Annotated in this window: 16 protein-coding genes; 5 read left to right on the top strand and 11 right to left on the bottom strand. The window is 64.9% G+C overall.

Going from position 1 to position 19,039, the window contains the following annotated elements; translation table 11 throughout:
• Window position 1: 1 nt before the first annotated feature.
• The 3 genes from HGI30_RS10680 to wsfD are packed head-to-tail and all read right to left on the bottom strand — an operon-like array spanning window position 2 to window position 3,727.
• Window positions 2-1,417, bottom strand: coding sequence for a hypothetical protein (locus HGI30_RS10680; protein WP_168907546.1), 1,416 nt, complete (start codon window positions 1,415-1,417; stop codon window positions 2-4).
• Window positions 1,410-2,252, bottom strand: a complete 843-nt coding sequence (locus HGI30_RS10675) for a GGDEF domain-containing protein (RefSeq protein ID WP_168907545.1) — start codon at window positions 2,250-2,252, stop codon at window positions 1,410-1,412. Before HGI30_RS10675 ends, HGI30_RS10680 begins: the two co-directional genes overlap by 8 nt.
• Window positions 2,204-3,727, bottom strand: a complete 1,524-nt coding sequence (gene wsfD, locus HGI30_RS10670) for a glycan biosynthesis hexose transferase WsfD (RefSeq protein WP_168907544.1) — start codon at window positions 3,725-3,727, stop codon at window positions 2,204-2,206. The genes HGI30_RS10675 and wsfD overlap by 49 nt, the downstream gene beginning before the upstream one ends.
• Before the next feature lie 284 nt (window positions 3,728-4,011).
• On the opposite strand from wsfD, the gene HGI30_RS10665 reads away from it, so the two are divergent.
• Window positions 4,012-5,130, top strand: a complete 1,119-nt coding sequence (locus HGI30_RS10665; RefSeq protein WP_168907543.1) for a CobW family GTP-binding protein — start codon at window positions 4,012-4,014, stop codon at window positions 5,128-5,130.
• A gap of 120 nt (window positions 5,131-5,250) precedes the next feature.
• On the opposite strand, the gene HGI30_RS10660 is transcribed toward HGI30_RS10665, so the two are convergent.
• The 5 genes from HGI30_RS10660 to HGI30_RS10640 form a co-directional block, all read right to left on the bottom strand.
• The gene (locus HGI30_RS10660) at window positions 5,251-6,447 is read right to left on the bottom strand and encodes a GTP-binding protein (protein WP_168907542.1); all 1,197 of its coding nucleotides are present in this window, start codon (window positions 6,445-6,447) and stop codon (window positions 5,251-5,253) included.
• A 150-nt stretch (window positions 6,448-6,597) separates the two neighbouring features.
• Window positions 6,598-7,620: a metal ABC transporter substrate-binding protein gene (locus tag HGI30_RS10655; RefSeq protein ID WP_168907541.1), complete on the bottom strand. Its 1,023-nt coding sequence runs from the start codon at window positions 7,618-7,620 to the stop codon at window positions 6,598-6,600.
• A 27-nt stretch (window positions 7,621-7,647) separates the two neighbouring features.
• Window positions 7,648-8,541, bottom strand: a complete 894-nt coding sequence (locus HGI30_RS10650) for a metal ABC transporter permease (protein ID WP_168907540.1) — start codon at window positions 8,539-8,541, stop codon at window positions 7,648-7,650.
• Window positions 8,487-9,194: a metal ABC transporter ATP-binding protein gene (locus tag HGI30_RS10645; RefSeq protein WP_168907539.1), complete on the bottom strand. Its 708-nt coding sequence runs from the start codon at window positions 9,192-9,194 to the stop codon at window positions 8,487-8,489. The genes HGI30_RS10650 and HGI30_RS10645 overlap by 55 nt, the downstream gene beginning before the upstream one ends.
• 166 nt (window positions 9,195-9,360) lie before the next feature.
• Window positions 9,361-9,807, bottom strand: coding sequence for a Fur family transcriptional regulator (locus HGI30_RS10640; protein ID WP_168907538.1), 447 nt, complete (start codon window positions 9,805-9,807; stop codon window positions 9,361-9,363).
• Window positions 9,808-10,261: 454 nt separating this feature from the next.
• Between HGI30_RS10640 and HGI30_RS10635 the strand changes: the two genes are divergently transcribed.
• Window positions 10,262-10,534 carry an exonuclease gene (locus tag HGI30_RS10635; protein WP_168907537.1) on the top strand — a complete coding sequence of 91 codons (273 nt, stop codon included), beginning with the start codon at window positions 10,262-10,264 and terminating at the stop codon, window positions 10,532-10,534.
• Between the two features lie 117 nt (window positions 10,535-10,651).
• Here the strand turns inward: HGI30_RS10635 and odhB are convergent, their stop codons facing one another.
• The 3 genes from odhB to HGI30_RS10620 form a co-directional block, all read right to left on the bottom strand.
• Entirely contained in the window at window positions 10,652-11,923 is a 1,272-nt protein-coding gene (odhB, locus tag HGI30_RS10630; protein WP_168907536.1) for a 2-oxoglutarate dehydrogenase complex dihydrolipoyllysine-residue succinyltransferase, read from the bottom strand.
• 6 nt (window positions 11,924-11,929) lie between these two features.
• Window positions 11,930-14,782, bottom strand: coding sequence for a 2-oxoglutarate dehydrogenase E1 component (locus HGI30_RS10625; protein WP_168907535.1), 2,853 nt, complete (start codon window positions 14,780-14,782; stop codon window positions 11,930-11,932).
• Between the two features lie 336 nt (window positions 14,783-15,118).
• On the bottom strand, window positions 15,119-16,567 hold the full coding sequence (locus HGI30_RS10620) for an aldehyde dehydrogenase family protein (protein WP_407945024.1): 1,449 nt from the start codon (window positions 16,565-16,567) through the stop codon (window positions 15,119-15,121).
• 191 nt (window positions 16,568-16,758) lie between these two features.
• Between HGI30_RS10620 and HGI30_RS10615 the strand changes: the two genes are divergently transcribed.
• The 3 genes from HGI30_RS10615 to HGI30_RS10605 all read left to right on the top strand — a co-directional run bounded on the left by HGI30_RS10615 (window position 16,759) and on the right by HGI30_RS10605 (window position 18,971).
• Entirely contained in the window at window positions 16,759-17,100 is a 342-nt protein-coding gene (locus HGI30_RS10615; RefSeq protein ID WP_328805265.1) for a helix-turn-helix domain-containing protein, read from the top strand.
• Window positions 17,101-17,344: 244 nt separating this feature from the next.
• Complete coding sequence (locus tag HGI30_RS10610; protein WP_168907534.1) at window positions 17,345-18,208, top strand: class I SAM-dependent methyltransferase; 864 nt, start codon at window positions 17,345-17,347, stop codon at window positions 18,206-18,208.
• A 4-nt stretch (window positions 18,209-18,212) separates the two neighbouring features.
• Window positions 18,213-18,971: an RluA family pseudouridine synthase gene (locus HGI30_RS10605; RefSeq protein ID WP_168907533.1), complete on the top strand. Its 759-nt coding sequence runs from the start codon at window positions 18,213-18,215 to the stop codon at window positions 18,969-18,971.
• Window positions 18,972-19,039 lie beyond the last annotated feature (68 nt).

Below are 19,039 nucleotides of genomic sequence, written 5' to 3'. Positions count from 1 at the left end.
ATCACCTCAAATGCTTTCTGCGATTGATCTGGCGTCCGGCGACGAAGGCGGCCGTGAACGCTCCTACGACGATGACGGAGACGACGAGCAGCACGGACAGGACGCTCTGGACGCCGCGGTTCACGGTCGTCAGCTTTCCGTCGGCCGGCGGGGCAACCGACTGCCCCGGCGGCTCGGGTGCGGTCCAGAATGCGACGCTGCCGTTCAGCAGCGCCTGTCCGTCCCGCCGGACGAGCGATTGCTCCTCCCACTCGATGCGGCTGTCCACGGCAGCGGGATCGGCGAAGGCGACTCCCCGCTCCATTTCCGTCTCCAAGGCGGCCTGGAATTCTTCCATCGTCCAACCGGCCTCGACCGCGAAGACGCGGGAAGAGCTTTGCGGCAGCGACGCCGCGCCTTCGGCTCCGGCGGCCGGCGCGAGGGCGGCGTAGCGTCCCCTCCACGCCTCGGCGAGTTCAAGATCGCGGGAATAGCCTTTCCAGCCGGTCCCCTCGACGAACAGGTCGGCGGTCGAAGCGAGCGCGCTCCACTCCGGATCGAACAGCAGATCCGGCGGTCCGGCTAGCCCGGCCGGGTAGATGCCATGGCTCACGTAAGCGTACATCGAGCGCGCGCTAAGCACCGAGACGTCGTCCGTATCGGTCGCTCCCGTCACTTCGTTGCCCGACAGGTAGGAGCTCCACTCATCCGGCGGCGTCCATCCGCCGAGCGGGCCGAGCAGCGGGACTCCGCCGCGCTCCTGCATCCGGCGCAGCAGCTCGTAGTAGCCGTCCAGCGAAGGCGAGTCGCCGCCGGTGAACAGCGGCCGCAGCTCCATCCAGAACGGGATGCCGCGCTCGTGCAGCCAAGCGGATTTTCGCTCCAGCTCCTCCAGATCGAGCAGCGGGCTGACGCCGCTCAGCAGCGCATACGCGGGTGCCGTCCGCCCGCCCTCGTCGAGCCAGCCGCCGAGCTGACGCGCCGCTGCCCCCAAGCCGTCCGCCGTATCCAGCAGGAGCGTCCTCCCCTCCGCCAGCCCGGCTTGCGGCAGCAGCTCCCTCCGGAACGGCTCCTCCGCGCCGCCGGCGACGACGACGAGGTCCGCCTCCTTCAGCTGCTCCAGCTGCGCGTCGCCGCCGCGGATGAAGGAGGCAGCGGAGTAGGAGCCGCGCAGCATCCGGTACAGCTCCATCAGCCGCTCCCGCCCGTCCTCGCTGTTCCACTCGCGTCCATAGACGATCAGCGCCTCTCCGCCTGTCGGCTGCCCCGTCTGCGCCAGCGGACGTTCCGAACGGAATACCGGCGTCGCCGCGGATGCCGGGGCCGCCGCAGCGGCCATCAGCAGGAGAAGGGTCAGGGTGAAGCGAGCGACAAGCCCGCAGCGCTTGAAGCCGGCCGATCGCCGTCCGGCTCCCCCTGCCTGCACCGCGCTAGACATCGTACTCCATGTCCTTCTCGGCCGCGCGGCGCAGCGCGAGCGGATCGGACGGTTCGGATGGATCGTAGGCGGCCACGCCGACGCGCAGCTCGAGCCGCACGGTGACCGCCTTCGCGGCCTTTTGCAGATCGTACGCGTAAATGCTTTCCTTGATGCGGGACTTGACGACCTGCGCCCCCTCCCGGTCGCCGAGCAGCAGCAGCGCGAACGTCCGCCCATCCTCGAGGATGTAGCTGGAGTCCTCGCTGCGCGTGCTCTCGCCGAGCCGCTTGCCGATCCAGGCGACGACGTCCTTCATCGCCTCCCCTCCGACGATGCTGCGGATGTCGTCGTAGTAGTCGAGACGCACGAGCATGACGCTGAGCGGCAGCTCGTAGCGGCGGGACAGGCTCATGAACTGGCTAAGCACGGCGTAGAAGACGCGGGCGTTCTCGAGTCCGGTCGTCTCGTCGATCGTGACGAAGTCCGAGTACCGCTCCCGCATGCGCACGTTCTCCTGCTGGATGGAGCGGATCAGGCTGCCGATGACTGCCGTGAGCACGGCGACAAGCGGCAGCAGCACGAGCCAGTAATACACCTGCGACTCGATGCCTTTGCCCTGCATGACGCTTCCGTACATGACGTAGCTGCCGTAGAAGAAGATGCACACGGCCGAAGCGGTGAGCGCGATCATGAGGCCGCTCAGGTAGGAAAGCACCGCGACCGCGAACAGCGCGCTCAGCAGCAGCGTATTTTGCAAATAATTGTCTTTGGGGAGCAGCACGAACCAGTTGACCATCCCGTAGCTCAGGACGGCAAGGATGATGACCCAGATATCGAGCTTTCTGACTTCCATTTCGTTTTCCCAGCCTTCCCGCGCAGGCGCAGCCTTTGCATGATCTTATGCGCGACCCAGCCGGCCATCAGGCCGAACATGAGGTCGAAGCAGACGTTGAAGAGGAACAGATGCTTGGCCAGATCGGCGTCGCCCGCTCCGAGGAACGATACCCCGAGCTGCGACAGGCCGATCAATCCCGGCAGCGCGAGCGCCTCGAGGCGGAACTGGTCAGCCCTCCGGCGTCCCCTCCATGCCGAGACGTAGAAATAGGCCAGCCCGCCGTAAAAGACGGCGTAGAACAGGACGATGAAGCGGAACGTGCGCGGGAACAGCTCCAGCTTGAGGCTGCTCCAGCCGGAGAAGAACGGCGACTTCGCGCCCGGCTCCTTGCCCGCGCTCTTCTCGTAATTGCCCATCGCCGCTGGCCGGATCTGGTAGGCATGGCTCGCCGCCTCGTTGAGCTTGTCGACCGCCCGGTCCGCATGCAGCGCGTAGTAGCGGAGCAGCGACAGATAGCCGAACTTGGAATAGAACTCCTCCTGCATGAGCTCGGACTCCACCGACTCCAGCTGATACTTGTCGTAGTACGTCGTGCCCGCCAGCACGGCGAACTTCGGATCGAGCCCGATCTCCTCCAGGTCTCGTTCCGGATAGTCCGTATTCTGGAGGATGCCGCGCGTCACGGCGTGATACTGATTGATGTGCTTGATGTCGTCGGACATGAGCCCGTACGTGAGCACGCTTGCCGCCGCGACCGCCGCCGCGCCGCCCATCGCCAGCCGCCGCAGCCGCCTGCTGTCGTACAGGAAGGCGGCTCTCAGCCCGAGCAGCGCCAGCAGGATGCCGGCCGGCGCGTTCTGCTGCTTGGCCGCGGCGAACAGGCCGGCGGCGGCGACCCAGGCGGCGAGCCAGCCCGCCGATCGGCGGTCGAGCTCCGGCAGCCGCATGAGCAGCGCCATCGTCAGCAGCAGCAGCACATACGAGGCCGGCTCCCCGTAAAAGGAGCTGAAATAAGCCGTGTAGCCCGTGTCGGCCAGGATGAACACGGCGAGCAGCGCCGCGACGGCCGCCCCGGCCGCCGTCAAACGCTCCGCCGCCTGACGCACGATCAGATAGATCGCCGCCACGAACAGAATCGCGTACAGCGCGGCTATCGCCCTTACATCGAAGCGGTTGTCGCCGGTCAGCAGCAGGTCCGCTCCGATGGCCGCGCGAATGAACAGCGACAGCGAGGAGATGAACGCGGTGTTGGCTTCGTACGGATATTCCCGGATGCCGTAGATGCGGTTGTAATAGTCGAAGTGCCGGTCCTCGTACGTCTCGTTCAGGTCGTATAGACCCGGATTGTGGATCTCGCGGAAAAAGTCTCCGTTGTCCGCCATGCCCACATACGGCTTGACGAACAGCGCCGTCAAGATGACGAGCGCGGCCGCAAGCGCGGCGGCAGCGGCGATTCGAGCCGGATGTCTGGCGCGTCCTGCCTCGTCGAGCATGTCCGGCCCCTCCTGTTCTTCACGACGATAGCGGATTGCGTCGATTCGTCACATCCACTATACCCGTTTTTTGGCGATATACCCCAACTGATATTTTGATATTTTCCGGAACATCTCTCATCTTACGCAAAAAAGCCCGCGGCACAAGGCCGCGGGCGGTTCTTCCAGCAAGTCCCTGCATCGCTTCGACCGCTCGCTGGCACTCCGTTTCCCTTCCTATCCGGTACTACATCGCACCGGCTGTCCATATCCTTAGTCTAGCCAGGGAAAGGAGAGTGCCGTCCGTGAGCGTACCCGTCTATTTGCTGTCCGGCTTCCTTGGAAGCGGCAAGACGACGCTGCTGCTGCGTCTGCTGGAGGAATGCGCGCGCCGGGGATTGAGCGCCGCGCTGCTCATGAACGAGCTGGGGAGGATCGACGTAGACGGCAGCCTCGTGTCCGAAAAGCTGCGCCTTCCCGTCCGCAAGCTGCTCGACGGCTGCGTATGCTGCACGAAGCGGAGCGAGCTGGAGTCGAGCCTCGCCTCGCTTGCGCGGACGGAGCCGGACGTCCTGTTCGTCGAGCTGACGGGCGTAGCCGATCCGGCGGAGCTGCGCGAGCTGCTGCAGGCCGGCGGCCCGCTGGCCGCAGCCGGGCTTGAGCTGGCGGCGGTCGTCACGGTCGTCGACGCCGGTACCTTTGCCGAGTACAACAGCCGCTTCAGCGCCGACCGCGAGCTCGTGCGCACGCTGCGCAGCCAGATCGCGAGCGCCGATCTCGTGCTGCTCAACAAAGCGGATACGATCGCGGAGGCCGGACGGCTCAGCGTCCGGCGAGCCGTCCGCAAGCAAAATGCGACAGCCGCCGTCCTGGAGACGGAGCGCTGCCGCATCGATGCCGCTTCCTTGCTGCACGGGGTGCATCCCCGGTCTGGGGCTCCCGGCCTCGCGCCGGCTCCGGCGGCAGCGCCGTCGAGCGTTGCCGGCGGCGCTGTCTCCGCCGCAGAGCTCGGCGCGACATCCGCTTCTCGCCTCATCCGGAGCGCAGGCGCGCCGCCAGCCGGCGGCGGCTCGGGGAGCGCTCCCTCCGGCACGCTGAAGGCGCTGCGGACAGCGGCGCCCGCATCCGCGGACAGCTTCAGCGGCGGGACCTTGCGCTCGCTGACGCTGTCCGCGCCGGCCGGGCGGCAGCCGGAACGAGCCGAGGTCGAGCGGTTTTTGCAAGAGCTCGGCGGCGGCCTCGTGCGCGCCAAAGGCTATTGGCGCGACGGCGCAGAAACGCTGCTGCTCCAGCATGCCGGCGGGCGCACGGAGTGGGAGCAGGCCTCCTATCCCGGCCAGCCGTATCTCGTCCTCATCGGCGAGGGACTCGACGAGGGATCCTTGCGCGAGCGCTGGGCCTCGCTGTCCGGCAGCCGTCCCTGAGGCGCTCCCGCCGACGAGAAGCGGGCGTTGTTCGCGAGCCGCCGGGCAAGCGGAGCGGCAGCTGCGAAGGCCGGCCGGGAAGCTTGCCAGCCGCTGCGAAGGCCGTTCAGCCGAGCCGCCTCATGCCGCGCCGTCCGCTCCGGGGAGCCGATCGACAAAGACCGACGCGTCCGAAGCCAGCTCCGCTTCCGTCAGCAGGCAGCGGTCGAGCGAGCCGGTGATCGCCTCCGGGTCCAGTCCGATGCCGATGAAGACGATTCGGCTGAGCCGGTCGCCGTAGACGGGGTGCCAGCTCGCCGCAAGCTCCGCGTCGTCCCGCTTCAGCCTCTCCTGCTCCTCTCGCGGAAGCGCAGCCGCCCAGTAGCCCGCCGGTCCAAAGGTGATCGACGGCCCCGCCTGGCTCAAGCTTTGAGCCGTCTCCATCCGCGATGCCAGCCAGACATAGCCTTTGGCGCGGACGACCTGCTCGGGCCAATCGCCCAGCCACCGCCGCAGCCGCTCCGGATGAAATGGGACTCGGCGTTCGTAGACGAAGCTCGAGATGCCGTATTCGTCCGTCTCCGGCGCATGGGCCGGCTTGGCCAGCTCTTTCATCCAGCCGGCAGAGCCGGAGGCCTCGTCAAAGTCGAACAAGCCCGTGTTCAGGATGGCGGACGGCTCCACCCGGCCGTGCTCGGCGCGGATGAGACGCGCCCGCGGCTGCAGCCGGCGCAGCACGCCCTCGAGGCGGAGCAGCTCCTCCTCCGGCACGAGATCGCATTTGTTCAGCACGAGCACGTCGCAGAACTCCACTTGGTCGAGCAGCAGGTCGGAAACGTCGCGGGCGTCATCCTCGCCTACCGCCTGGCTGCGCTGAAGCAGCGATTCGCCGGAGCTGTAGTCGATCCAGAACCGATTGGCATCGACGACCGTCACCATCGTATCCAGCCGGCAATAGCGCGTCAGGTCGATGCCGAGCTCCTCGTCGACGTAGGAGAACGTCTGGGCGACCGGCTCTGGCTCGCCGACGCCGGTCGACTCGATCAGGATGTAGTCGAAGCGTCCTTCCTGGGCCAGCCGCTCCACCTCGACGAGCAGGTCCTCGCGCAGCGTGCAGCAGATGCAGCCGTTCGACATTTCCACGAGCTTTTCATCGAGGCGCGACAGGCCGCCGCCCTCCTGGACGAGCCCGGCGTCGATATTCACCTCGCTCAGATCGTTCACGATGACCGCGACCTTCAAGCCCTCGCGGTTGTTCAAGACATGGTTCAGCAGCGTCGTCTTGCCGGAACCGAGATAGCCGCTCAGGACGGTGACGGGAAGCAAGGAATGGGACATGGATATTCTCCTTTATTGTAAATTTTACGATTTTAAAGCAAGGAACAAGCTGGCCTCAGCCAGCTCGGTTACAGCTCAATTTTTCGTTATTATTACGATTAATCCTCGGAAAAACAGCTCCTTCGGGCCAAGCCGGGCATCTACCCGGACTCAGCCGTTCAGAGCCTTGACCAGCGCGTTCAGGTTGCTCGTCATGACGCTGATGTAATCTTCGCCTTGATCCGCCTGCTCCTTCGTCAGTCCCTCGAGCGGATTGAGCACGTCCGTGCCGGCTTGCGTCTCGGCGGCGATCGTGTCGGCCAGCTTGGAGTCGATGAGCGTTTCGAAGAAGATCGTCTTCACCTGATGCTCCCGCACGAACTCGATGACCTGCGCCATCTGCTCCGGCGACGGCTCCTGCTCCGGCGACAGGCCGCTGATCGGCACCTGCTTCAATCCGTAGCGCTCCGCCAGGTACGTGAAGGCGGCATGCGACGTGACGAAGTCCTTGCGCTTGGACGTTTCCAGCTGCGAGACGAACTGCTGATGCAGCTCCTCGAGCTTGGCGATGTAGGCATCGGCATTTTTCGCGTAGTGGTCCTTGTAGTCCGGATCGGCCTGCTCCAGGGCTTTCTGGATCGCGCGCACCTCCTGCTGGGCAAGCACCGGGTCGAGCCAGACATGGGGATCCTTGGCTTGCGCTTCGGCGTGCTCGTCGCCTTGCTCGTCCGCATGGTTCGGATCTCCCTCGCTTTCCTCGCCGGGATGAGGATCGTCGACGCTGCCTTCGAGATCGGCCAGTCCGCGGCTTGCCTCGACGTCGACGCGGTCCGGATTGGCCGCGCTGCCGATCGCCTGCTCGGCCCAGCTTTCGACGATCCCGTTGTAGACGAAAACGTCGGCGTCGCTGATGGCCGCCATGTCCTTGGCGCTCGGCTCCCAATCATGCGGCTCGACGCCGGTCGGCACGAGCGGCACGACGTTGACCCGGCTGCCGCCGACCTGCCGGGCGAATTCCGCCATCGGGTAGATCGTGGCGGCGACGTTCAGCTTCGCCCCTTCTCCTGCGTCGGTCCCGCCATTTCCGGCGGGCTCGTTCGACGCTCCGCCGGAGCTGCTGCCGCAGCCGCTCAGCGCAAGCGCCAGGCCGCCGGACAGCAGCAGGCCGGACATCCATTTCCTTTGCCTTGCCATGATGCTCTCACTCCTTCATATTGTGCTTCAAGATGTATGGGAATCCTCGCCCAGCCTCGGTATCGGACCGTAGGAATGCATCTCCGTGTCCGCGGCAGCATGCTTGGACTTCGCCCGGACGAGCCGGACGAGCTTCTGCGATGCGACGCCGAGAGCCAGAAAAGCGAGGAGCACCAACGCGATCGTGCCGCCGGGCGGCGTGCCCATCTCGTACGAGGCGGTGAGGCCGCTCAGGACGCCCGCCAGGCCGATCGCCATGGCGAGCAGCAGCGCGGCGCTGAAGCGCGACGTCAGCCGGATGGCGAGCGCCGCCGGCAGGATGATGAGCGACGAGACGAGCAGCACGCCGACGATCGGCATCGCGGCCGCGACGATCATGCCCGTGATGACGCTGAACAGCATCGAGATGAGTCCCGTCGGCAAGCCGCTGACCTTGGCCGTCTCTTCGTCGAACGTCATCTGGTAGAGCGGACGGCGCAGGAAGAAGAAGAACAGCGCGGCCGCGGCGGTGACGATCAGCATGAGCACCAGCTGGGAGCGGTCCACGGCGACGACCGACCCGAACAGGTACGAGGTGAAGCTTTTGCTCATCGTTTTGTTCAGGCTCATGAGCACGACCGCCGTCGAGAGGCCGCCGACCATGATGATCGCGATCGACATCTCACTGTACGTCTTGTAGAAGCGGCGCACATATTCCACCGCGACCGCGCCGATCGTCGCCGTCAGAAAGCCGGACAGCGTCGGACTGAGGCCGATGAACGCGCCAGCCGCGACGCCCGCGAGCGAGACGTGGGAGAGCATGTCGGCCATGAGCGCTTGCCGGCGCAGCATCAGATAGACGCCGAGCACGGAGGCGACGACGGCGATCAGCGCGCCGGCGAAAAATGCCCGCTGCATAAAGTCGTAGTGCAGCATTTCCATCCTCCCTCCCCCTTTCGTTCCAGCTCGATGATGCGGTCCAGGTACGGCCGGCATTCCTCCAGGCCATGGGTGACCATGACGATCGACATGCCGTGCGCGTCGACCATATGGCGCATCAGCTCGTAGAAGCCTTTGCGGCTCGCCTCGTCCATGCCGGTCGTCGGCTCGTCCATGACGAGCAGGTCCGGCCGCTGGGCCAGCGCGCGGGCGATGCAGATGCGCTGCTTCTGTCCGCCGGAGAGCTCTCCGATGCGCCTCTCCCGCAGCTGCCACATGCCGACCTGCCGCAGCGACTTCTCGGCCAGCTCGCGGTCCTCTTTCGTCACCCACCTCAGCCAGGAGCCGCTGCTCAGGCAGCCCGAGAGCACGAACTCCTGCACGTTGCTCGGAAAGCCGCCGTTGAACGCCGCGATCTGCTGCGGGACGTAGCTGACCTTGAGCGGCCGGCCGTCCTCGCGCTTGGCGGCCAGGAACGTCTTGCCCTTCCACGGCTTGAGCAGTCCGAGCATCAGCTTGAGCAGCGTCGTCTTGGAAGCGCCGTTCGGGCCCGTAACGGCAGCGAACTCGCGGCTTCTCACCTCGATCGTCGCATTATGAAGGCTCGGCGCATCGTTGTAGCCGAACTCCACTTCGTTCAGCGAAGCTAGAATCATGGCCTGTTTCTTCCTTTCCGTCTTTCGGTTGATCCGTCTATCATCGTAATATTTACATCTCGGGACAAAAGAAATCGCTGCCTGTCCGCACGAACGAGGTCAGCGAAGAAAGTTGTAATCATTACACTTTAAGTATAGTACCAGCCGCGATGCGGGCTGTCAACGCCTAACGGCCCGATTCGCTCTGGCAGCCTTCGCAAAGGCCATAGACTTCGAAGCGATGGTTCATGATTTTGAAGTTGCCCGGCAGCCTCATCTCCTGCTCCATCGGACAATAGTCGAACGTCAACGTCTTCTCGCAATTCGTGCAGATCAGATGGTGATGGTGGTGATGATTGCAGGCCGCCTTGAACTTGAGCCCCGCGTCCATGGAGTAGAACTGCTCCAGCACGCCCATCTCGCTCATGAGGCGCAGATTGCGGTATACGGTATCGAAGCTGACGCCCGGATAGTGGACCGTCATCGCCTCGTAGACATCCTTCGGGGACAGATAGCCTTCGCAGCCGGCGAAGATTTCTGCCAGCCGGCGCCGCTGCTCGGTGATGCGCCAGCCGCCGCGGGCCATCGCGTCGACGATTTCCTTGGCCGTGCCGCCCGCATGGGTATGCGCCATGATCGCGCCCTCCTTCCCTGTACGTTCCAGTCGATGGCTTCATTGTACCATAATCGGACAAGCCCAAGGTAGCTCCATCCCGCCGAGCCGATGCGCTCGCGACGACGACCGGCAGGCGGAATCCGCCTGCCGGTGTCCGGGACCTCAGCCGCTACGACTTGCCGCCGCGCCCCGCCAGATGGATCATCGATACGACGAGGGCGAGCAAAGCGATCAGCGTATCCGTACTCATGAAAACCGCCTCCTGAAGCGTGGGCTTCTATCGGCCGGCTTCCTCTCCCATGAGCGGCGCGGAATCGGTTTCCCCGTACTAGGACTATGCGGGCGCGACGCAGGATATTCTCCTTTTCCTGGCAAAAAAGCTCTCCCACATCCCAAGCCGCCCACGTATAATAAGAACTACGCTCTCGACCGCCGAGGGCTGGCCCATCCGAACCTTCAAGGGGAGACCATCATGAACCTCTACTTGATCGTGCTGTCGTTGTTCATGTATCTCATCGCCTTCTTCACCGGCGTCAAGCGCACGCCGTGGCTGCTGGCCGCGTTCGCGCCCGGCAGGATCCGCAACCGCGACAAGCTGTTCCGAACCGTCTCCCTCTATAATCTGATCGCCTGCGTCATCGTCTTCTTCGTCGGCGTCATCAACCTGCCGGAGCTGTCGCATCTGCTCGTGCTCATCGGCTGCGGGTACATCGTGCTGCTCCTGTACTGCAACCGCAGCATGTAGGTTCGTCCGCTTCTGCGCAAACCAACAAGCCCTGGATGAGGTTCATCCAGGGCTTGTCTTCATGAAGCGGCGACGGTACGATGCCCGCCCGCCGCTCGAGGGTAAAGTTGAAGCGGATCAGCCTTCGAGCAGCAGCGATTCCGGATCCTCCAGCAGCTCCTTGACCGTGACGAGGAAGCGGACCGCCTCGGCGCCGTCCACGATACGGTGGTCGTAGGAGAGCGCGATGTACATCATCGGGCGGTTCTCCATCTCCGTGTCGCTCGTCGCGACCGGACGAATCTGGATCTTGTGCATGCCGAGGATGCCGACCTGCGGCGCGTTGAGGATCGGCGTCGACAGCAGCGAGCCGAATACGCCGCCGTTCGTGATCGTGAACGTGCCGCCTTGCAGGTCCGACAGCGCCAGCGAGTTTTTGCGGGCTTTGCCGGCCAGCTCGGAGATCGACTTCTCGATGCCGGCGAAGCCGAGGCGGTCGGCGTCGCGCACGACCGGCACGACGAGGCCGTCCGGAGCGGCTACGGCGATGCCGATGTCATAGTATTTCTTGACGATCAGATCGTCGCCGTCGATTTCCGCGTTGAGCAGCGGGAATTTCTTGAGCGCGCCGACGACGGCCTTCGTGAAGAAGCTCATGAAGCCGAGGCCGATGTCGTTCTTCTCCTTGAAGGCATCCTTGCGGCGCTTGCGCACGTCGAGGATCGCCGTCATGTCGACTTCGTTGAACGTCGTCAGCATCGCGGCCGTCTGCTGAGCTTCGACGAGTCGCTTGGCGATCGTCTGACGGCGGCGCGACATCTTGGTGCGCTCGACCGGCTTGCCCGGCTGCTCGGTGAACGACGGCTTCGCGGCTGGAGCCGGAGCGGCTGCCGGAGCTTTGGCCGCAGGCGCCGGAGCGGAGCCGTGGCTGGCTACGTCCTGGCTGTAGATGCGGCCGCTTGGATCCGTTCCCTTCACCTGGTTGAGGTCGATGCCGCGCTCGCGGGCCAGCTTGCGTGCCGACGGAGACGCGATCGGGTCGCCCTCGGAGGATGCGTTGGCCGGAGCCGGAGCGGCCGGAGCCGCGGCAGCCGGGGTCGATGGAGCCGCCGGAGCAGCCGCCGGGGCGACCGGCGCTTCCGTCTGGACCGGCTGCGCCGGCGCTGCGGCCGCGCCGCCCTCGCCGATGACGCCGATCGATTCGCCGACGAGCACCGTGTCGCCTTCGCCCTTGAGGATGCTCGTGAGCACGCCGCCGGATTCCGCGCTGATTTCCAGGTTGACTTTATCGGTTTCGAGCTCGAGCAGCAGGTCGCCTTGGCTTACGGCGTCCCCTTCCTTCTTGAGCCATTTGGTGATGGTCGCTTCTGAGATGGATTCGCCCAGATCGGGAACTTTGATGTCAGACACTTGCTTCTACCTCCCAAGTAAGATCGTGTTCAGAGCTTTTTGCTGCAGCGAGAGCGAAAGGATGGACTGCTGCTCGGCGGCGTGCACTTCCTGATGTCCGCTGGCCGGGCTCGAGCGGTCCGGACGGCCGATGTAATGGACGGCCTTGCCGGCGGCCACCTCGCGGATGCGAGGCTCCATGAATGTCCAGGCGCCCATGTTCTTCGGCTCCTCCTGGACCCAAACGATCTCCTCCAGCTTGCTGTAGCGGGAGATGATTTCGGCGATTTCCTTGTCCGGGAACGGATACAGCTGCTCGACGCGCACGATGTGCAGCCAGCTCATATCCTGATCCTTGGCGGATTCCAGCGCTTCCTCGAGATCGACGGCGACCTTGCCGGTGCAGAGGATCAGGCGGCGCACGGCGGACGCCTTCTTGCCGAGGCCTTCCTGCTCCAGCACGAGCTTGAACGAGCCGCTCGCCAGCTCCGAGCCCGGCGAAAGGACGCGCGGATTGCGGATGAGGCTCTTCGGCGACATGAGCACGAGCGGACGCGCGCCCTCATGCTCCGTCCAGGCGGCTTGGCGGCGCAGCAGGTGGAAATACTGGGCGGCCGTGCTCAGGTTGGCGACGGTCCAGTTGTTCTCGGCGGACAGCTGCAGGAACCGCTCCAGACGGGCGCTGGAGTGCTCCGGTCCTTGGCCTTCGTAGCCGTGCGGCAGCAGCATCGCGAGGCTGGAGCGCTGCTTCCACTTCGTGCGGCCCGCGGAGATGAACTGATCGAAGATGACCTGCGCCGCGTTGGCGAAATCGCCGTACTGCGCTTCCCAGATCGTGAACGTCTCCGGCGAGAAGACGTTGTAGCCGTACTCGAAGCCGAGCACCGCGCCTTCGGTCAGCGGGCTGTTGTGCACCGCGAAGCTCGCCTTCGCTTGCGGGAAGCTGTGCATCGGCGAGTACTTCTCGCCCGTCTTGTGGTCGTTCAGCACGATGTGGCGATGCGAAAACGTCGCGCGTTCGGCGTCCTGGCCGCTCATGCGGATCGGCTTGCCGTCGGCGAGGATCGTCGCGAAGGCGAGCGTCTCGGCCAGCGCCCAGTCGACCTTCTCGCCCTCGTCGAGCATCGAGCCGCGGCGCTGCAGGATGCGCTGCAGCTTCGGATAGACGGTGAAGCCGTCCGGAACCTGCAGCAGCGCGGCGTTGATCTCCTTGAGGCGCTCGAGCGGCACGGCCGTCTCGGTCGTCTCCGGCGCGACCGGGATCGAGCCCTCGTCGCGGCGCTTGCCTTTCGCGGCCTGCTCCTTCATGACATCATAGGCTTTTTGCAGCTCGGCCTGCGTGTCCTGGATCATCCTGTCGATGTCGGCGGCGCTCAGGGAGCCGTCTGCCTTCAGGCGCTCGGCGTACAGCGTCGCGACCGTCTTGTGGGCGCGCACCTTTTCGTACACGAGCGGCTGCGTGCCTTCCGGATCGTCCATCTCGTTGTGGCCGTAACGGCGGTATCCGACGAGGTCGATCAGGAAGTCCTTCTTGAACTTGTCGCGGTACTCGCAGGCGAGGCGGACGGCGGCGATGCAGGCCTCCGGATCGTCGGCGTTGACATGCACGATCGGAATCTCGTAGCCCTTGGCGAGGTCGCTCGCATAATGCGTCGAGCGGGAGTCCTTGCTGTCGGTCGTGAAGCCGATGCGGTTGTTGGCGATGATATGGATGGAGCCGCCGTTCGTGAAGCCGTCGAGGCCGGTGAAGTTGAGCGTCTCGGCGACGATGCCCTCGCCCGGGAACGCGGCGTCGCCGTGCACCTGGATGGCGAGCGACTTGCTCGAATCGCGACGCGGGTAGCCCGGCTGCGAGCGGTCTTCCTGCGCGGCGCGCGAGAAGCCTTCGACGACGGAGTTGACATACTCCAGATGGCTCGGGTTGTTGGCCAGCAGGATGCGCGCTCCGGCGACGGAACGGTCCGCGCCGAGATGGTACTTCACGTCGCCCGCCCAGCCGGAGTTGATGCCGACGGAGCCTTCGGACGGCACGAGCTCCTTGTTCGGCGCATGGTGGAATTCGGAGAAGATCTTCTCGTACGGCTTGCCCAAGACATGCGCAAGCACATTCAACCGGCCGCGGTGCGCCATGCCCATCAGAATGTGACGGGCTCCGTCCTGCACCGCTTGGCGGACGATCTCGTCGATAACCGGAATGAGCATGTCGACACCTTCCACGGAAAACCGTTTCTGGCCGACGAACGTGCGGTGAAGGTAGGACTCGAATTGTTCGACATGAACGAGCAGGTTCAGCAGGGACTTGCGTTCTTCAACATTCAGGGAGGCGTTGGCAATGCCGGATTCAGCCTTCGCGCTGAGCCAGTCCCGTTCCGTCTCGTCGTGGACGTGGCTGAACTCGAAGCCGATGGATTGGGTATACGAATTGCGCAGATTCTGGATCGCTTCCCAGCCGTTGGCGACACCGGCGGGCGCGTGATCCCAGAGGAGGGAAGCCGGGAATCGGCTCAGATCCGATTCGTTCAGCTCGAAAGTGGATGGCTCGAGCAAGCGTGTATCCGAGGATGCGCGCAAGCCGAGAGGATCGGTGTTGGCGGCCAGGTGGCCGTAGGTGCGGATGTTGCCCACCAGCTTTTCGGCAGCGACGAGCTTCTTGAGCAGCGTCGCGTCGACAGCGACCTGTCCCACTGCGGCCGGAGCCGTGCGGCTAGCCTCGACGCCGAGTTCGGCCGGCGGCGCTCCCAATTCGGCGAACAGCTCGCGGAAGGAAGCGTCGACCGATTCGGGGTCGCTGCTGAACTGTTCGTACTGTTCCTGGATGTAGCCCAGGTTAGGTCCGAAAAAGTCTTTCCATTGCCTTTTCGTGTTTGATTCGTCGGTCATTTGCCAACTACCTCCGTTAAGTGGAAAAAGGTTGGTACGGATGATACCCAAGCGCTGCCGAACCTCGCGTCAAGCCCGTGAAAAAGCCGCCGGCAGAGTACCGGGCGGCTGACAACAACGAATCATTGAACAGGTTCGGCGTCGATTGTGCCTCTATTATAAAGAAAATAAAGCGCTTATTCAACGTTTCGCGACAACCTTTACGAAATTGTGACGGGATCGTTCACAAAACCGTTTGGTTTGGGACAATTGCCGACAGCACAAACGCAGCGTAGGCCCCGGTCAGGGACTAAAACGGACGCTCTGTCCCCTGGGGCGGTCCACCCGCATGCCGGCTCAGGAGCGGTAAAAGCCGCTGCGGAAGCTGACGAGCTTGGCCTCGGTCATCTCCTCGGCGGCGTATCGAACGCCTTCCCGTCCGCTGCCGCTGTCCTTGCGCCCTCCATACGGCATATGGTCGAGCCGGAACGTCGGCACGTCGTTGATCATGACGCCGCCGGCCGTAAGCTCGGCGGCGGCATGGAGCGCGTGCTCCACGTCTTTGGTGAACACGCCCGCCTGCAGCCCGAATCGGGAGCGGTTGGCCGCGGCCACCGCCTCCTCCCAGTCGCGGAAAGGCGCGATCGCGGCGACAGGGCCGAACGCTTCTCCGCAGCTGAGCTCGGCGTCCTCCGGCACTCCGCGCAGCACGGCCGGCCGCATCAGGCTGCCCTCGAAGCTGCCGCCGCACAGCAGCTCCGCCCCGCGCTTCAGCGCATCATCCAGCCATCCCTTCAATCGATCCGCCGCCTTGGCGCTGATGAGCGGCGTAATGTCGGTCTGCTCGGACAGCGGGTCGCCGGCGACGAGCGCCTCGGCCCGCTCGGCGAGCATGGCGGCGAATCGATCCGCATGCTCCTCATGCACGAACACGCGCTGCACCGAGATGCAGACTTGTCCGTTGTAAGCGAACGCCCCCGCCGCAGCCTCGTCGGCGATGCGGGCGAGCTCCTCCTCCGTGAAGCCCCGGTCGACGAGCAGCGGCGAATTGCTGCCGAGCTCCAGCGTCGAGCGGCGCAGCCCGGCCAGCGATCGGATCTGCAGGCCGACCTCGGGGCTGCCCGTGAACGAAACGAACGAGACGAGCGGATGCGAGGCGAGCGTCGGCCCGAGCTCGCGGCCGTCTCCGGGCACGATGTTCAGCAGCCCGGCCGGCAGGCCGGCTTCCTCGAACAGCTCTGCCAGGAACAGGGCGGAGATCGGCGTCTGCTCGGCCGGCTTGAGCACGACCGCATTGCCCGCGGCCAGCGCCGGGCCGACCTTGTGGGCGACGAGATTGAACGGGAAATTGAACGGCGTGATCGCGCTGACGACGCCGACCGGCTCCCGACGGACGTGGGCGGTCCGGCCTTCGCCGCGAGGAGCGGCGTCCATCGGCACCGTCTCTCCGGTCAGGTTGCGGGCCGCTTCGGCCGCGAACAGATACGTCTGCACCGTGCGCGCGATCTCGGCGCGCGCCGCTCGGATCGGCTTGGCCGCCTCGAGCGCGACGATCCGCGCCGCCTCCTCCGCCCTTCGCTCCAGCAAGTCGGCGGCTTGATACAGAATGGAGCTGCGCTGATGCGCCGGCATGCGGCGATGCTTTTGGAACGCCCGGTCCGCCGCTTCGATCGCGCGGGCAGCCTGCTCCGGCGACGCCATGCCGACGACGGCGATCTCCGCTCCGCCGAAGGGCGCCCGCAGCGGCAGCTCTCCGGCGCCCTTCTCCCACGCGCCGTCGATCCATAATCGCATCTTTTGCGACATATTGTATCCCTCCGATACTCTTATCATGATAGAAGTCAATCTCGACCTTCCGAAATCGGGCTTAAATGCCACGATTTTCAAGCCCCATCGCTTGACATGATACAATTTGTATCATAAAGTTTGATATAGAGCTTGCAAGGCAAGCCTTTTTTGAACCGCCAAGGTTCAGTCTGATGTAAGGAGCCACCGACATGACCATGACCATGGGCGACCGTCTGCGCGAGCTGCGACTCAGCAAGAACCTGTCCCAGGAGGAGGTGTCCCGCCATATCGGCATCACCCGATCCGCTTACAGCCATTATGAAATCAACAACCGCCAGCCCGTCTACGAAACGCTGATGAAGCTGGCCGCCTTCTTCGAGGTCTCCCTGGATTATATGATCGGCGGCGACCAAAATCAAAGCGACTCTCAGCAACTGAACAAGGACACGCTCGACCTGCTCCAGACATTGAACCGGATGGAGCCGGACAAGCGGAAGCTCTATATCGAGCAGATGATGAAGCTTCTGCGGCAGACCGAATCCGCCGGGTAGCGGCTTGCTCCGCTTGCCGGCGATCCGGCTCCCCGTCATTCGGAAGCCGCTGCGCTTCCCGCCGCTTCGGCCGACCTCCGTTCTCCCCGCTATCGCCTGCTTCGCCCGCCTCTCCTTCCGATTATCCGCGCCGCTCCCCTTGCGTTCCTCCGCGTTCGACGTCCTTTGCCTTCATTGATTCGGCGCATCGCTCCCGATATAATGAATGGACGATCGCATGACAGAAGGGACCGAGAATTCATCGATGTATACTGCAGACCAATGGAAAGATTATGAACTGATCGACACCGGCGACGGAGACAAGCTCGAGCGCTGGGGAGACGTGACGCTCCGCCGTCCCGACCCGCAGATCATCTGGCCGTTCCGGGGCGACCGCAAGGCTTGGACGTCCGCAGACGGCCATTACCACCGCAGCAGCTCCGGCGGAGGCAGCTGGGACTACCGCCAGGCACTGCCCGAGCGCTGGACCGTCCGCTACGGCGAGCTGAGCTTCCATATCAAGCCGACCAGCTTCAAGCATACGGGACTGTTCCCCGAGCAGGCCGTCAACTGGAGCTGGATGATGGACAAGATCCGATCCGCGGGACGGCCGATCCGCGTGCTCAACCTGTTCGCCTACACCGGCGGAGCGACCGTGGCCTGCGCCGCCGCCGGCGCGGAGGTATGCCATGTGGACGCCGCCAAGGGAATGGTGCAATGGGCCAAAGAGAACGTCGCCCTGTCCGGCTTGGCCGAGCGCCCGGTGCGCTACATTACCGACGACGTGTTCAAGTTCGTGCAGCGCGAGCAGCGCCGCGGCAGCAAGTACGACGCGATCATCATGGACCCGCCTTCGTATGGCCGCGGACCTGGAGGCGAGATGTGGAAGCTTGAATCGAGCCTGTTCCCGTTCCTCGAGTCGTGCCTGGACATCCTGAGCGACAAGCCGCTCTTCCTGCTGCTCAACTCCTACACGACGGGACTGTCGCCTCAGGTGCTGCACAACCTGCTCGAGATGACCGCCCGCAAGCGCTTCGGCGGGTCCATCCATTGCGGCGAGATCGGCCTGCCAATCACCGCGTCCGGCATGATGCTGCCTTGCGGCATCCTCGGCCGCTGGGAGGCTTGATCCGGTGAGCGGTCGCTCCGGCAGCACGCCCGATCTCCCGATCCTTTACGAGGACAACCATCTGCTCGTCGTCGTCAAGCCGCCCGGCGTGCCCTCCCAGGAGGACGAGAGCGGCGATCCGGACATGCTCACGCTGCTCAAGGCCGATCTGAAGCGCCGCTACGACAAGCCGGGCAACGTGTTCCTCGGCCTCGTGCATCGGCTCGACCGCCCCGTCGGCGGCGTCATGCTGTTCGCCAAGACGTCCAAGGCGGCGAGCCGGCTGTCCGATGCGGTGCGCACGCGCGCGTTCCGCAAGACGTATCTCGCCGTGCTTACGGCTGCGCCGGACGCGCCCGCAGGCAGCCTCCTCCACTATGTGCAGAAGGACGTCTCCCGCAACGTCGTGACGGCTCATGCCCAGCCGACGGGCGACGCCAAGGAGGCGCGCCTCAGCTACCGGACCTGGCCCGGAGCGGACGGCTCGCCGCTGGCGGCGGTGCGGCTGCATACCGGCCGTCCCCATCAGATCCGCGCCCAGTTCGCCGCGATCGGCTGTCCGCTCGCCGGCGACCGCAAATACGGTTCCTCCGGACGCGAAGCGGCCGCTCGCGGCGGCCACGCCGACATCGCGCTCTGGTCGGCCGCGGCAGGCATCGCGCACCCGGTGACCAAGGAATGGCTGGAGTTCCGCTCGCTTCCGCCGCGCATCCCGCCTTGGACGGCATGGACGCAGGAGCAGCTGGAGCAGGCGGCGTCCGCCGTCCAGCATGCGCCTGGCTGACGGACGCCGCAGCACCGGCGGAATCCCAGCATCAACGCAAGAAGGGCCGAGCCGGCTTCCCTGAAAGG

Source organism: Paenibacillus albicereus (genome assembly GCF_012676905.1).
Taxonomy (GTDB): domain Bacteria; phylum Bacillota; class Bacilli; order Paenibacillales; family Paenibacillaceae; genus Paenibacillus_O; species Paenibacillus_O albicereus.
Note: the sequence above shows the minus strand (reverse complement) of the source record. Positions and strands in the feature narration are given on the sequence as shown.

What these genes read in the sequence shown, in the direction of transcription:
- HGI30_RS10635 (WP_168907537.1), top strand. Translation starts at nt 10,262, where the DNA reads ATGAACCTCTACTTGATCGTGCTGTCGTTGTTCATGTATCTCATCGCC.
- HGI30_RS10680 (WP_168907546.1), bottom strand. Translation starts at nt 1,417, where the DNA reads ATGTCTAGCGCGGTGCAGGCAGGGGGAGCCGGACGGCGATCGGCCGGC.
- HGI30_RS10620 (WP_407945024.1), bottom strand. Translation starts at nt 16,567, where the DNA reads ATGTCGCAAAAGATGCGATTATGGATCGACGGCGCGTGGGAGAAGGGC.
- HGI30_RS10640 (WP_168907538.1), bottom strand. Translation starts at nt 9,807, where the DNA reads ATGGCGCATACCCATGCGGGCGGCACGGCCAAGGAAATCGTCGACGCG.
- HGI30_RS10615 (WP_328805265.1), top strand. Translation starts at nt 16,759, where the DNA reads ATGACCATGACCATGGGCGACCGTCTGCGCGAGCTGCGACTCAGCAAG.
- HGI30_RS10660 (WP_168907542.1), bottom strand. Translation starts at nt 6,447, where the DNA reads ATGTCCCATTCCTTGCTTCCCGTCACCGTCCTGAGCGGCTATCTCGGT.
- HGI30_RS10655 (WP_168907541.1), bottom strand. Translation starts at nt 7,620, where the DNA reads ATGGCAAGGCAAAGGAAATGGATGTCCGGCCTGCTGCTGTCCGGCGGC.
- HGI30_RS10650 (WP_168907540.1), bottom strand. Translation starts at nt 8,541, where the DNA reads ATGGAAATGCTGCACTACGACTTTATGCAGCGGGCATTTTTCGCCGGC.
- HGI30_RS10645 (WP_168907539.1), bottom strand. Translation starts at nt 9,194, where the DNA reads ATGATTCTAGCTTCGCTGAACGAAGTGGAGTTCGGCTACAACGATGCG.
- HGI30_RS10675 (WP_168907545.1), bottom strand. Translation starts at nt 2,252, where the DNA reads ATGGAAGTCAGAAAGCTCGATATCTGGGTCATCATCCTTGCCGTCCTG.
- HGI30_RS10625 (WP_168907535.1), bottom strand. Translation starts at nt 14,782, where the DNA reads ATGACCGACGAATCAAACACGAAAAGGCAATGGAAAGACTTTTTCGGA.
- wsfD (WP_168907544.1), bottom strand. Translation starts at nt 3,727, where the DNA reads ATGCTCGACGAGGCAGGACGCGCCAGACATCCGGCTCGAATCGCCGCT.
- HGI30_RS10610 (WP_168907534.1), top strand. Translation starts at nt 17,345, where the DNA reads ATGTATACTGCAGACCAATGGAAAGATTATGAACTGATCGACACCGGC.